General features: G+C 60.5%; 9 protein-coding genes. 5 read left to right on the top strand and 4 right to left on the bottom strand.

Annotated elements, in window-relative coordinates:
* Window positions 1-118 precede the first annotated feature (118 nt).
* The 4 genes from AC13F2_RS05660 to AC13F2_RS05645 all read right to left on the bottom strand — a co-directional run bounded on the left by AC13F2_RS05660 (window position 119) and on the right by AC13F2_RS05645 (window position 7,615).
* A complete protein-coding gene (locus AC13F2_RS05660; RefSeq protein ID WP_196846995.1) occupies window positions 119-1,726 on the bottom strand; it encodes a catalase in 1,608 nt (535 codons plus the stop codon).
* A gap of 93 nt (window positions 1,727-1,819) precedes the next feature.
* Window positions 1,820-4,597, bottom strand: a complete 2,778-nt coding sequence (locus AC13F2_RS05655; RefSeq protein WP_482964452.1) for a phosphoenolpyruvate carboxylase — start codon at window positions 4,595-4,597, stop codon at window positions 1,820-1,822.
* A 103-nt stretch (window positions 4,598-4,700) separates the two neighbouring features.
* Entirely contained in the window at window positions 4,701-7,007 is a 2,307-nt protein-coding gene (locus tag AC13F2_RS05650; RefSeq protein WP_482964453.1) for a putative bifunctional diguanylate cyclase/phosphodiesterase, read from the bottom strand.
* Window positions 7,008-7,012: 5 nt separating this feature from the next.
* The gene (locus AC13F2_RS05645) at window positions 7,013-7,615 is read right to left on the bottom strand and encodes a cupredoxin domain-containing protein (protein ID WP_482964454.1); all 603 of its coding nucleotides are present in this window, start codon (window positions 7,613-7,615) and stop codon (window positions 7,013-7,015) included.
* An 85-nt stretch (window positions 7,616-7,700) separates the two neighbouring features.
* On the opposite strand from AC13F2_RS05645, the gene AC13F2_RS05640 reads away from it, so the two are divergent.
* From AC13F2_RS05640 to putA, 5 genes are all read left to right on the top strand, one after another.
* On the top strand, window positions 7,701-8,624 hold the full coding sequence (locus AC13F2_RS05640) for a DUF3034 family protein (RefSeq protein ID WP_482964455.1): 924 nt from the start codon (window positions 7,701-7,703) through the stop codon (window positions 8,622-8,624).
* An 11-nt stretch (window positions 8,625-8,635) separates the two neighbouring features.
* The gene (locus tag AC13F2_RS05635; protein ID WP_482964456.1) at window positions 8,636-9,166 is read left to right on the top strand and encodes a group I truncated hemoglobin; all 531 of its coding nucleotides are present in this window, start codon (window positions 8,636-8,638) and stop codon (window positions 9,164-9,166) included.
* Between the two features lie 72 nt (window positions 9,167-9,238).
* Window positions 9,239-10,111, top strand: coding sequence for an S-methyl-5'-thioadenosine phosphorylase (gene mtnP, locus AC13F2_RS05630; protein WP_482964457.1), 873 nt, complete (start codon window positions 9,239-9,241; stop codon window positions 10,109-10,111).
* Window positions 10,108-11,598: a glycerol-3-phosphate dehydrogenase gene (gene glpD / locus AC13F2_RS05625; RefSeq protein ID WP_482964458.1), complete on the top strand. Its 1,491-nt coding sequence runs from the start codon at window positions 10,108-10,110 to the stop codon at window positions 11,596-11,598. Before mtnP ends, glpD begins: the two co-directional genes overlap by 4 nt.
* Window positions 11,599-11,692: 94 nt before the next feature.
* Complete coding sequence (gene putA, locus AC13F2_RS05620; protein ID WP_301642088.1) at window positions 11,693-14,830, top strand: bifunctional proline dehydrogenase/L-glutamate gamma-semialdehyde dehydrogenase PutA; 3,138 nt, start codon at window positions 11,693-11,695, stop codon at window positions 14,828-14,830.
* Window positions 14,831-14,842 lie beyond the last annotated feature (12 nt).

Below are 14,842 nucleotides of genomic sequence, written 5' to 3'. Positions count from 1 at the left end.
TAGCAAAAGCCCTAATCCGCTCAGGCCTCTATCTTGTTCCGATACGATGATCGCCAGACCCGGACATTGCCGGACCTGGCGATCTGTCACCGCGTCGATATCGACGGGTTATATATCGTTACTTGGCAGGGGCCGGCTCGCGCAGGTTCTTCGCTGCGTTCTTGTCGCCTTCGCCCTTGGCGAGATCCGATGTCGCCGGTACGCCGGCATAGCCCTTGATGGACTCTGCGCTGGCCATGCCGGGGGCCTTGGACTTGCCGCCGACCAGATCGCGCGTTGCCTTTTCGATGCGATCACCGATGTCCTTGTCCACATTCCGCCAGTAATCGAACGCACGCACGAGGATCGGCTCGCTGACCCCATCGGCAAGATGGCCGGCGACATTGTCGACGAACCGGTCGCGCTGCGCGTCGTCCATGACTTCGCGCACCAGCGCACCGGCCTGGCTCCAGTCGTCGTCGTCCTCGCGCAGCGTGTAAGCCTGGCGGACCATATCGCCATCGGACATCCAGGTCGCTTCGCCGCCCACCTGCGGCTGCGCGCCAGCTCCGCCATAGGAATTGGGTGCGTAGACCGGGTCGACGGCATTGACCGTGCGCCCCTGTCCCGCGCGGGAATAGCTGTGAACCTCGGCATTCTTCGCCTGGTTGACCGGGATCTGCTTGTAATTGACCCCCAGCCGGGCGCGGTGCGCATCGGCATAGGAAAATCCGCGGGCCAGCAGCATCTTGTCGGGTGACAGGCCGATGCCGGGGACCATGTTGTTGGGCTCGAAGGCCAGCTGTTCGATCTGGGTGTCCCAGTCGACCGGATTTTCGGTCAGAGTCAGCTTGCCGACTTCCATCAGCGGGTAATCCTTGTGCGGCCAGACCTTGGTCAGGTCGAACGGATTGATGCGGTAGGTCTTGGCATCCTCGAACGGCATGATCTGCCATTTCAGGGTCCAGCTGGGATGATCGCCCTTCGCGATGGCATCGAACAGGTCGCGGCGGTGATAATCGCCATCCTGCCCGGCCATCTTGTCGGCTTCATCCTGCGTCAGATGCGCATTCCCGTCGCCCTGATCGCTGTGCCAGTGGAACTTGACCCAGAATTTCTCGCCTTCTTCATTGACCAGCATGTAGGTGTGGCTGGAATAGCCGTTCATCTCGCGCCAGTTCTTCGGAATGCCGCGGTCGCCCATCAGGTAGGTGACCTGATGCGCGCTTTCGGGGCTCAGGGTCCAGAAATCCCACTGCATGTCATGATCGCGCAGGCCATTGTCCGCCCGGCGCTTCTGGCTGCGGATGAAATGCTGGAATTTCAGCGGATCGCGAATGAAGAAGATCGGCGTGTTGTTGCCGACCATGTCGAAATTGCCGTCCTCGGTATAGATCTTGACCGAAAAGCCTCGCGGATCGCGCCAGGTGTCCGGGCTGCCGCGCTCACCGGCAACCGTGCTGAAACGCGCTGCCGCTTCGGCCTTCGCGCCCTTCTGAAAAATCTTCGCCTTGGTGTATTTCGACACGTCCGCCGTGGTTTCATACGTGCCGAATGCGCCCGAGCCTTTCGCGTGGGGCTGACGCTCCGGAATGCGCTCCCGGTTGAAGTTCGCCATCTGCTCGATCAGGTAATGATCGTTGAGGACGATGGGGCCGTCGCGCCCGACCGTCAGCGAATGTTCGTCGCTCTGAACTGGAATGCCGGCGTCGGTCGTGGTGAATGGGCATTTGGGGGTATCGGCCATGGCAAGAATCCTTCGCGTTTGCGTACCCTTCCAGAACCGGCGCTGCCGATGGACGTTCCGCGAAGAATCTTAGTGCGCAAAGAAACCCTGTAATTACCCGTGCGCGCCGAACTCGTTGGCGATGGCAGTCGAGATTCGCAGGCACAGTGCATAGGCCTGCTCGATCGGATCGATATACTTCTCGCGGATAGCCGCATAGCCTTCGCCCGCGCCGATCGGATACTGTCCGGGCTCTTCCAGCGCGAAGTCGTCCTTGCGCGGAAAACTGGTCGGGAAGGCGCGGCGCAGCTGTGCCAGCGCATCGTCGATCCGCAGCGTGAAGACCATTTCCAGCACATCCGTCCGGCTTATGTCGTTGGCACGGCTGAAGGCCGGCACCGACACCACCTTTAAGAACATGTGCTGGAGCAGCGCCAGCCGCACGGCCTGCAAGACGCCGATCGCGCGGCGCACGCTTTCCCGTTCGGGATGCGGATCGTCGTCCGGCACGAGGTCCAGCAGCCGGTGCAGCTTGAGCGCATCGACGCGCAGGCGGGACGACAGGCGGCGGAACACGCCGTTGCGATCGTCCTTGATGAGATATTCGGCCAGCGCTTCGCAGGCTTCCGCCAGATGCGGCTCGGTCCCACGATAGGGGCGGCTAGCCCAATAGGCCGAATTGAACAATTCGCCGAACGCCGCCACTGTCTTGATGCTTGCAAGGGCGTTCGATGCCCTGATCAAACGTATGATCTGCATGCCTCTCGGGCTGTCGGCAAGCAGGGCGCCCATCTCCTCGATCTGGCTTTCGGCCGCGCTGCCGACCCCGGCAATGATGTTCACCGGATAACCCAGCTGCTGCAGAATGGCATTGTGCGGGATGGCGCGGATCTGCCGCAGGCTCATCTCGCGATCGGCGGATAAGTCGCTCTGGCGGCGTGATTTTCTGCTCCCCGTCTCGTTCAGCAGGCCCAGCCCGAACGCGGTGATCGCGCGGCTGTAGGTCCGGCTTTCCAGATGGTCGCGCTGGTGCTCCTTGATCGCCCGATAGAAATCCAGGCTGAGATCGGTCCGGCGATAGAACGGGTCCGTCGGTACATCCGGATCCGTATGCGCCGGACTATGCGCAACCACCTGCGTAAGCGTCGCCAGCGCAATGTCGGGGGTCGCGAACAGCAGATAACCGTCCCCGCCCTGAAAGCTTGCTTCGGGCTCGAGCGCGATCCCGGCGCGCGCGAAACGCCTCTGCGCCCAAGGGCTTAGCGCCCATTCGATGCGATCTTCGAAGCTGGAAGGATGCGCCCCGCGGCCCATACCTTCGCCATGTGTGTCGAAGATCAGGGCAGCCACATCGGTGAGATCGTTCGCCGCCATCGCTTCCGCCAGCCGACCCTGCAGCCGCTCGATCGCGAGGCTTGCAGGGATCTGGCCAACGAACCGACCCGCATCCGAAAAACCGGTCTGGATGGCAATCCGCCCACGCGCCTTCGCATAGGCCTGATAGTCAGGTTCGGAGAGCAGCAGGTCGAGAAAACGCCCCCCATGTTCCAGCGCGGTTTCGGTCTCGAACAGCGGCGAGACATCGACCCTGTCCGCGATGCCGAAGAGCCTGGCAAAATACAGTGCGGCGAGCACGGTCGACGGCTGTTCGCATTCTGCCACGAGCATGCGGATCGGCGCATCCGCATCGACGTGCTTCAAGATCTGCGTCATGACGAGAAATTGCCTGATCGCAGTAGAGCTTTCTACCGCAAGGCTGGCGAAATTGGCGCTTTGCGGTTCGACCTCGGCGAGCAATTCTCGCAGCGCCGCGACTGCCCCGCGGCTGGAAAGGTCGATATCCGCCGCATCGCCGAGCCGTGTACGAATGGCATTGTGCAATTGCTTGGCATTCACCCGGAAATGGATCCACCCCATCCCCAAGCCATCGGCTCGCATGGCTGCCGCAAGCGTGCGAAGCGCCACCGCCGTATCGACACCTTGATCGTCCGCCTCGCCTTCCAGGCACTCGATAAGCGGAGCCAGGGAAAGCAGTTTGTCGGGGTGATCCTGAGTAAGGCGATTGGCCGCGGCCGACATGTCTTCGGGGGCAGAAAGGTCGCCCGCGAATTCGTCCGCGCTGGCCTGCGCCCGCTCCTGCGCCGAGCGCAATGTGGCGATCAGTTCGTGCGAGGGATCGATCGCCTCCAGGCTGGCAGCGTAACGCCCCAGCCGCTCGGCCTTTTCAGCGAGGCGGAAAGCGATGGAAGTGTACCATTTGATGTCGGTACGCCCGTCCATGTCGTAGCCGACCCAGGTGGCGAACCGGAACGGCAGCGGTTGCAGTTCGGTCCACCGGGCGGGGAATGCCTCCCCCGCCTGACGTAATACTGTGGCGACTAACTTGTCACGCGCGTCCTGCGCATTGGCCATCGCTGACATCGCGCGCCCATGCTCGTACCGCAGGGTAATTTCCGGCCTTTCACCGTCTCGCACCGTCGCCTTGCCGCCATTGCCGACCGCGGCAGCAACCGCTTCGCTCTGCTGCGGCGATAACAGGAAGGTCGGGTGAGCGGTGAAGACCGCATGCATGTGCGGACGTTCCCAGAACGCTCTGAATGCTTCAAAATTTCCATTCGGGGCCGAGAGCTGCGAAAGCCTTTCACCTGCGCGATCAGGTCGAAGGAGCTTCTTCAATCGTGACGCGCGAGCATCGAGCGACTGCGCTTCGAGTTCATCGACCAACCCGGCAAGCTGTCCGATATCCAGTTCGCCATTCTCGAGCTTTCGCGAGATATCGAGCGAAAGCTGGAAAACCGGATTGAAGAGCGGAGTCTCGCGAGTTTGGCGATGGAGCACCCTGAGGCGATCGCTCAGACTTGCGAGGGTCGGTTCGATTGTCGTTTCTGCCATTGCTCTACTCTACCCCTGGATCCGGGTGCGAGTTCCGCGGCAAGGCGGCCTTTGTGTCAAGATACGAGCATCGTGGGCCGCATGAATACGGATGCAGGTGACATTATCCGACCGCGCGGAGCAATCCCCCGACATCCCGGCAGTTGATGAGCGCAGCCACATCGCTCGCAGGCACCGGCCTGCTGAGCAGGAAGCCCTGGATATATTCGCACCCTTCTCGCCTCAGGATTTCCCGTTGTTCGGCATACTCCACGCCCTCAGCCAGCGTGCGCATGCCCAGCGCTGATGCAAGCGTGGTGATCGCCCGAATAACCGCGTGGGCATTGTTCCCCTCCACGTTCAGATCGCGCACGAAGCTCTGGTCGATCTTGACCTTGTCGAACGGGAAACTGCGCAGATAGCTGAGTGAGGAATACCCGGTGCCGAAATCATCCAAGGCGATGCGGACCCCGAGATCCCGCAATTTGTGAAGCGTACTCAATGTCTTTTCGACATCGGCAATGAATATGCTCTCGGTAATTTCCAGCTCCAACCGGTTCGGTCTGAGGCCCGATTGGGTGAGCGCCTGCAAGATCGTCGTCGTGAGGCCGGGTGTCGAGAACTGTTTAGCTGAAACATTGACGGAGACCGACAGATGCTCCGGCCATTCGCGTGCCGATCGGCATGCTTCGCGCACGACCCATTCGCCTATTTGCAGAATGAGGCCGGTCTCCTCGGCCAAAGGTATAAACTCTGCTGGGCTGATCATGCCGCGCTTGGGGTGGTTCCAGCGGATCAGAGCCTCGAACCCTTCCAGCTCTTCCCGCGCGAGACTGTAAAGCGGCTGGAAATAGAGCTCGAAGCCGCCGTCTTTTATGGCCAGGCGAAGATCAAGCTCCATCTCCCGGCGGACACGGGCTTGTTCATCGAGCGAAGGCTCGAAGAAATGGAAGTCCGATTTGCCCCCACGCTTGGCCCGGTAGAGCGCAAGGTCAGCATGCTTTAGAAGGTCGACACCGGTTTCGCCGTCTATGGGCGCGACGGCTACGCCCACGCTGGCCGAACAATCGACCGTATGGCCGCCGATCTCTACCTGTTGGGCAAAGCAGTTCTGGATATGCTGAGCGATCGGGAGCAGACTTTCGTTCTCGTTCTCGACCACCGTAAGAACGGCGAACTCGTCCCCGCCCAGCCGCGCAATTCGCGCATTGCCGAGTTCCGAGTTGAGCCGCGCGGCAATCTGCCGAAGCAGGGCATCGCCTGCTGGATGGCCCAATGTATCGTTGACCACCTTGAAATCGTCGAGATCGCAATATGCGACGAGGACTCGTTCGCCATCCTTTCGCCGCGCCAAAGCCTGACCCAGCTGTTCGACGAACAGCTTGCGGTTGGGCAGGTTCGTGAGCCCGTCGTGCAAGCCGATATGAATGATCTCGCGTTCGCGTTCCGCAATTGCCTCGACCATGGAATTGAAACTTGTCGCAAGCCGGCCGACCTCGTCGTCGGTTTCGGCCTGCAATACGGCTTCTTCGCCGCGGCCGAACTGCCGGACGGCATCGTCAAGCGCGGACAGCGGTTTGGTAATGCCGCGTGCGATCCGCCACCCAAGTGCCACGACCAGCGCCAGTCCCAATGTACCGACCAGCACGATCAGATATTTCAGAACGGCATATTCCGCCATCGCCGATGCCAGCGAGTGGCGCAGAACGAGGCGAGGATCCAGTCCATCCTGCAGGCTTGGAAGAACGCTGACGCGGAAAAGATTTCGGGCTTCGTCGTGAGCTTCGATCACGGTCCCCGGCGGCTGTGAGGCTGCTATTTGCGGCAAGTCATCGTGGAGCAGGACTTCCGAATGGAAATCGACTGCCGCCAATTCGCCCAGGCGTGCCATCTCCGCCTTGTCGAGCGGCGATGCCAGGACCAGCCAGCCCATCAGATCCGGCACCTCGATCGGCGACGCAGCGGCAAGCGCAAGCGTGTCGCCGAGCTGGATCACCCCTTTGTTTTCGCCAGAATCCAAAGCGAACCAGATCGGTTCTGCCGGAGGAAGTGCGCCCGAGCCATCACCGATGATGTCCCCGTCGAGCCCCACGACGAATGCGGAACTGGCATTCGTCCGGTCACGTACATTACGCAAGGCGCTGGCGAGTGTGGCCTCATCCTCCGTCGCCAGGGCTTCCCGAAATCCATAATCGCGCGCCAGGACATCTGTCGCACCGCGCATCTGCCGCGCGCGCAGTTCGATAATCTCGTCGAAAACGCGCGCACTGGCGGCGAGATCGCGGCTCGCGCTGTTCTCCCCGAAACGCTCGATGCTGACGTTGACCAGCGCCAGCACCACCGCCAGCACTGCCGCGAAAAGGCCTGCGTAAAGTATGGCAATCCGCAGCTTCAGCGACGCGAAGCGCGGCAACTTGATTTTCGTGAGCATGGCCATCACCGCAGACGCACCGCCACCTTGTGATTACCCGATGCGGAAATCTGCTTCGACATTTCACCGCCCGGACCGCGCAGTCGGGGATGCCAGACGGTCAGCTTGGCCGATCCCGACGGCACATTGGCTAGGGTCACGTAGCCATTGGCATCGGTTTTGCCTGCAAAGGGCGTATCGACCACGCGGATATAACCGCGCATCTCATCGTGAATATTGCACCCGAGCGCCACGGCGCCGGCAATGGGAAAGGTATGGGTTCGGGTCTGGTCCCGGCCATAGAGGTCGATCTCGAAACGCGCAGGCTTCGAAAAGCTGTAGATCGAATGGCGCACCTTATCGAGGTTGGGAAAGGCCACGGTGCTGCCACGTGCGACCACCAGTGTACCGGGCGCGAATTGTTCGTTCCGCTGCGCCATCGCCATCCGCCAGGGGAAGGTAATGCGCCCTGCGCGTCCGCCTGCAGCATTCAGTTCGACCACGGCATCGCGCACGGGCAAACCGCGTTCATCGACCACCTGGACCCGGACCGGGCCGATAGAGGCCGCCCATGCAAAGGAAGCCGGTATCGCCACAAGGGCTGCGAAAAAGGCAAAACGCGTCCACATCCCCGGTATCGTACGGGGTCAGGAGTTAAGAAAGTGTCCGCATACGGTTAATAACTTTTGCACCACATCCTGCCATCAATTGCGCATGACCCTTGTTTTCAATCGCTTTGCCCCCTGCTTGATGGTGGCGCCTCTCGCTCTGCTGCCGATGTCGCTCTGCGCTCAGGAAGTGCCTTCGGATACGCAAACTGTCGACCAGGCCGGAACCTTCCCGGAATACAATGCCAAACTGCTGCTGACCAACGCGGTCAGCGCTGTCGATGGTGCGAGTGGTGGCGGCATTTCGAACTGGGCGACCATCGCAGGACGGCAGGAAACACGCGGCGTGGGCGTTCAGGCTCATGTGACGGCAGTACTTCTGCCGGACTTCTTCTATCAGTCGTATGGAGTGGCGCTGGGAATCGCCGACAGGATCGAACTGAGCTACGCACGGCAGAATTTCGACACGCAGGATGTCGGTGCCGCGCTCGGCATTGGACAGGGCTATATGCTCAATCAGGATGTATTCGGCGCCAAGGTCAGACTGTTCGGTGACGTCGTCTACGGCAATACAATGGTCCCTCAGGTCGCTGTGGGCGCACAGTATAAACGCAGTCTCGACGGCGCCGTCGCGAGCGCAGTGGGGGCAGCGCATGACGAAGGTGTCGATGTTACATTGAGCGCGACCAAGCTTTTTCTCAGCCAAAGCGTGCTGGTCAATACGACGGCGCGGCTGACAAAGGCCAATCAGAACGGCTTGCTGGGGTTCGGCAGCGTTTCAGACGACAGTTACGCGGTCCAGTTCGAAGGCGCTGTCGCTTATCAGTTTTCCCGTCGCTTCGTTCTGGGGACCGAGTTCCGCACCAAGCCGGACAATCTCGGTCTTGGCGAAGGCGACTGGTTCGATGTCTTTGCCGCCTATGCGCCCAGCGACAATCTGACCGTGACCGCAGCATATGCCGATCTTGGCTCAATCGCGACATTCACGGGTCAGCGCGGCGCATTCCTGCAGGCGCAGATCGCATTCTAGGAGTTATGCCCATGTTGCTCACTGCCACCCTCTCGCTTTTGCTCATGCAGCAAGCTCCTGCAGAAAATGTCGACTGGGATGCCGAATTCGGCGTCGAAGAGGTCGAACGCGATCCTGCAACCGGGGAAATTCCCGTCGAATCTTACGAACAGAAGAACGAAAACGCCGGCGCCAGGCCATTCACAGGCACTGACATGGCTGAAACGTTCGGCGGCCGTGACGGCATCCGCCAGATCGCCGAAAGGTTCGTCGAGATCAATTTCGCCGATCCGCGCATTCAGGGCATATTCGCCGGCCACGACGAAGTCCGATTGCGGCGCACGATTTTCGAACAGTTCTGTTACATCCTGAACGCTGGCTGCGACTATACCGGACGCGATATGAAAAGCTCCCACGAAGGGCTTGGCTCGCGCAAGGCTGATCTCAATGCCATAGTCGAGAACCTCCAGCAGGCGATGCGGGAACAGGATGTGCCGTTCGCTGCCCAGAACCGTTTCCTGTCCAAGCTGGCACCGATGAGCAGGGACGTCATCAACCGCTAAAGGGCTGGACACAAAAGGTCGCAAGGCCCACCCGTTACCGATGGCCGGGATTATGCGAGACGAAGAAAACTCATGAGCGATTGGACGATCGGCATCATCGGGGGATCTGGGCTCTATGCCATGGATGCCCTCGAAGATGCGCAATGGATCCCGGTTCAATCGCCTTGGGGCGAGCCCTCCGATGAAATCCTGTGCGGCAAGATCGGGCATGTCCGCGTCCGCTTTCTGCCGCGGCACGGACGCGGCCACCGCCTGGCCCCTTCTACCGTCAATGCGCAGGCGAACATCGATGCGCTCAAACGCGCAGGCTGCACCGACATCCTTGCCGTGAGCGCAGTCGGATCGCTTTCGGAAGAACTTTCTCCGGGCCGGTTCGTCACCATCGATCAGTTCATCGACAACACCCGCGGGCGCCCATCGAGCTTCTTCGGAAATGGATTTGTTGCCCATGTGTCGATGGCCGACCCGGTGTGCCCACGGCTGTCGAAACACGCTGCAAAGGCCGTTGCCACCGCTGGCGGTGAATGTGCGCAGGGCGCGACTTATGTCGCTATCGAGGGCCCGCAGTTTTCAACTCGTGCCGAAAGCCGCCTGTACCGGCATTGGGGTGCCGAAGTGATCGGAATGACGGCCATGCCCGAAGCCCGGCTCGCTCGCGAAGCGGAACTGCCCTATGCCCTTCTGGCTATGGTTACCGACTACGACAGCTGGAAGGACGATGCCGATACGGTGGACGTTGCGCAAGTGGTCGAACAGATGCGCGGCAACGCGAAACTGGCAAGGAAAGCGATCGAAGCTTTTTGCAAAGGCCTGCCGAAGAAACGTAGCCCGTCCCCCATCGATCATGCCCTTACCGACGCCGTCATCACCGCGCCCGAAAGACATGACAAGGCGGCACTTGCCAAGCTCGACGCAGTTGCAGGGCGGTTGTTTCGGCAAGGATGACCGATAACTACGACCTCCTCGTCATCGGCGGCGGGATCAACGGCGCCGGGATCGCGCGGGATGCTGCAGGGCGCGGCCTGAAGGTCCTACTTGTCGAGAAGGATGATCTGGCATCGCATACATCTTCCGCCAGCACCAAGCTGGTGCATGGCGGCTTGCGCTATCTCGAACACTACGAATTCCGACTGGTCGCGGAATCCCTTCGCGAACGCGAAGTGCTGCTTCGCAATGCGCCGCATATCATCTGGCCCTTGCGTTTCGTGATGCCGCACGAGCCCAGCATGCGCCCGAAATGGATGCTGCGCCTTGGCCTTGCCCTTTACGATCGGATCGGCGGCCGAACGAGCCTGCCGAAGAGCAAGAGCGTCGATCTGCGCGTCGCTCCCCACCGCAATACCCTCCAGGGGCGGCTGAAGTCCGGTTTCGAATATTCGGATTGCTGGGTGGAAGATTCCCGCCTGGTCGTGCTGACGGCGAAGGATGCGGAGGAGCGCGGTGCCGAAATCTTGGTTCGTACCGAATGCACCGGTCTGAAACGCAATGCGAGCAATTGGACTGCATATCTGCAAAGCGGGGCAGGGGAACGCAGCGTAACTGCGCAGGCTGTCGTCAATGCGGCCGGCCCCTTTGTCGACCGGGTCGCCGTGACCGCGCTCGGGCAAGGAACGCCAGCGCACTTGCGACTGGTGAAGGGCAGCCACATAATCCTTTCGCGTCGGTTTGCCGGAGATCATGCCTATATCTTCCAGCAACCGGACGGGCGGATCGTCTTCGCCATACCCTACGAACGGGATTTCACACTTATCGGCACCACCGATCTCCTGTACGAAGGCGATCTCGATGACGTGGCCATTTCTCCAAAGGAAATCGCGTATCTAATCGAGGCGGCTTCGCGATATTTTTCCAGTGCGATTACCGAAGACGAGATTGTCTCGTCCTACTCTGGCGTACGTCCGCTCTACGAAGATCATGCCGCCAGCAACTCCACCGTAACCCGTGATTACGTCTTCGAACTCGATAACGAGGGCGGCGCACCAATCCTGTCGGTATACGGCGGCAAAATTACGACGTACCGCAAGCTTGCAGAACATGCGCTGGAAAAGCTTGGGAGAGTGCTGGCCTTGCCCGGAAAAGCCTGGACCGCTAACGCCCCGCTACCTGGTGGTGACATGCCGGATGGCGATTTTGCAGCCTTCCTGTGGCGCATTAGCGAACGCTATGAATGGCTGCCGCCGGAAATGCTCCTTCGCCTTGCACGCGCCTACGGTACGCGGATTGAAGCCGTCATCGGCTCGGCCGGCTCACTTGGGGATCTTGGAGCGCATATGGGCGGAAATCTCTATGAGGCCGAATTGCAATACCTTGTGGACGCCGAATACGCTCGTACGGCGCAAGACGTATTGTGGAGACGCAGCAAACTCGGTCTCCATCTGCCCGTTGCCGCCCAGCAGGCGGTTGCAGACTGGTTTGCGGCGCAAGCCTCATAAGCCGCTACGGAACAAGGACGTTTCACAAAGCTTGTAAGGGAAACACGGCAGGTCCAAGGGGCTTGCTTTAATCCTCCTTTCCTTTCGGAGTCGTATGGCCCTGCACGATCCTGTTCGCCTGTCCCCCATCTCCCGCCAGTCCGTTCGCGAAGCTTACCGAGCGGAAGAAAATACCTGTGTCGCGGAACGCATGGCACAGGCATCCGGCGCAAGCGCCAAACACGCGGAAGCAGCGCAGATAGCCATCCGGCTGATCGAGGACGCACGCAAGCGCAAAGCCAGTGGGATCGATGCATTCCTGCAGCAATATGGTCTGGCGACGGAAGAAGGCGTAGCGCTGATGTGCCTCGCCGAAGCTCTGCTGCGTGTGCCGGATGCGGCGACGGCCGATGCATTGATCCGGGACAAGATAGGTCACATCGATTGGGCGGAGCACATGGGCGAAAGTTCGTCCACCTTCGTTAACGCAGCGACATTCTCGCTGATGCTGACGGGAGAGGTTCTTGAGCGCCCCGAAGAAGCGCAGAAGGGGATGGGCAAGACGCTCAAGCGTGCGGTCAATCGGCTTGGCGAACCCGTGATCCGCACGGCCACTTTGCAAGCCATGCGCATTCTGGGTGGGCAGTTTGTCTATGGTCGTACGATCGACGAAGCGCTCAAGCGTGCCAAGCCAGAACGTGCAAAGGGCCTGACGCACAGCTTCGACATGCTTGGCGAAGCGGCGATGACCTACGACGATGCCGAACGCTATCGCGTCAATTACCACAAGGCGATCGACCGGCTGGTCCGCGAAGCGACAGGAGATGTCCGCACTTCGCCTGGTATCTCGGTCAAGCTTTCGGCACTGCACCCGAAGTACACCTTCCTCCACGCAGATCTCGCGATTGCCGATTTGCTGCCGATCGTACGCGATCTCGCCACGGCCGCACGCGATGCGAACATCCATTTCACGATCGACGCAGAAGAAGCTGACCGGCTCGAACTTTCGATGGATCTCATCGAAGCCTTGGCACGTGATGACAGTCTCTTCACCCGGCCGGACGGCAGCCGTTGGGAAGGTTTCGGCCTCGCTATCCAGGCCTATCAGAAACGCGGCGTGCCGATGGTCGACTGGGTTGCTCGCCTTGCTCGAAAGCATGACCGCAAGTTCTTCGTCCGGCTTGTGAAAGGGGCCTATTGGGACACCGAGATCAAGCTTAGCCATGTTGGCGGTTTCAAGGATTTTCCGGTGTTTACCCGCAAACTGGGTACCGATGTCAGCTACCTTGCATGTGCAGAAAAAATGCTCGCGGCCGACGATGCGATGTATCCGGCATTTGCAACGCATAACGCCTACACCATCGGCGCGATCAAGGCGCTTGCGGGCGAAAAGCCCCTCGAATTCCAGCGCCTGCATGGCATGGGCGAGGATGTGTACGGCGCATTGGCGCAGATGGAAGGCAACAAGCGCACGAGCGTGCGTATTTATGCGCCTACCGGCACGCACAAGGACCTGCTCGCCTATCTCGTACGGCGATTGCTCGAAAACGGCGCCAACAGCTCGTTCGTCAATCGGATGGCGGATGCCGAAGTGCCGGCAAGCGACTTGGCTACCGATCCCGTGGCCGACATGGCGGCACTCGAACCATACCGTAATCCGACCATCCCCCTGCCCGCCGACATCTTCGCAGACCGTCGCAATTCGGCAGGGATCGACCTGTCCGATCCTCTCGTACTCGAGCCTTTGCAGGAACGCTTGGCCGAACTCGAAAACAAGCACTGGGTTGCAGAGCCCACGTTCAAGTCGGGTTCCGAAGCGGAAATTGCGCCTATCAACAAGCCGCACGATCTGACTGCAGAAGTCGGAACACGTCGCGACACGCTCGACTTCGAAGTGGAAGAAGCAATCACACGTGCCCAGGCGATCCAGCCTGGGTGGGACCGGCTCGGCGGCGAAAAGCGCGCGGTCCTGCTCGAAGCTGCAGCAGACCTGTTCGAAGAGCACACGGACGATTTCCTAAGCCTATGCCAGCGTGAAGCCGGCAAGACACTGATGGATGCCGTTCTGGAACTGCGCGAAGCAGTCGACTTCCTGCGGTTTTATGCCAATGAAGCGCGGCGTCAGTTCACCCGCCCCATCATTCTTCCCGGACCCACTGGCGAAGAAAACCGGTTGAGCCTGCATGGTCGCGGCGTTTTTTCCTGCATCAGTCCATGGAACTTCCCGCTCGCCATCTTCATCGGCACACCTGCGGCTGCGCTGGCAGCAGGCAATACGGTCGTCGCCAAGCCTGCCGAACAGACCCCTTTGATTGCCGCACTGGCCGTGCGCCTTTGTCACGAGGCCGGCATCCCTGAGGAAGCATTCCAACTGCTCCCCGGAGCGGGCGAGGTCGGCGAGATGATAACTTCGGATCCACGCATAGCAGGCGTTGCCTTTACCGGCTCGACCCAGACGGCACAGGCCATCAATCGCAGCCTCGCTTCGCGTGATGGGCCCATCGCGACCTTGATTGCTGAAACCGGCGGTCAGAATGCCATGATCGTCGATTCCACGGCCTTGCCCGAACAGGTCACGCGCGATGTCGTCGCGTCGGCCTTCCAAAGCGCTGGACAGCGCTGTTCGGCACTGCGTGTTCTGTACATTCAAGACGATGTGTACGACGAAATGCTGCGCATGATCCGCGGCGGTTTCGAAGCTCTGACGATCGGCAACCCGGAACATCTGGCGACCGATGTCGGCCCGGTGATCGATCCGGATGCGAAGTCTTCGCTCGAACGTCATATCGCCCGGCGCAAGAAGGGTGGCCGTCCGGTGTGGCGTCGCCGCCTGCATCGCGGTGCCAACGCCGGCTGCTTCGTTGCCCCCACGATCATCGAGATGGATTCGATCCTCGACCTCAAGCGAGAAAATTTCGGTCCGATTCTCCACGTCGTTCGATACCGTGCGGCCGATCTCGAGCGGGTGATCGAAGACATCAATTCCACCGGTTTCGGCCTAACTATGGGTCTTCATAGCCGCAACGACGACACCCGTGCCTTTGTCGAAGCGCGGGTCAAGGTCGGCAATTTCTATGTGAACCGCAACCAGATCGGCGCGGTCGTCGAAAGTCAGCCCTTCGGCGGCGAAGGACTGTCCGGTACGGGTCCGAAGGCCGGTGGCCCGCATTACGTCCAGCGCTTCGCGACGGAACGCGTGGTGTGCGTTGACACGACGGCGGCGGGCGGAAACGCTACCCTTCTTGCCAGCTAAAGGCGGATAAAT

This window comes from Qipengyuania sp. L-5Y (assembly GCF_056859455.1).
Note: the sequence above shows the minus strand (reverse complement) of the source record. Positions and strands in the feature narration are given on the sequence as shown.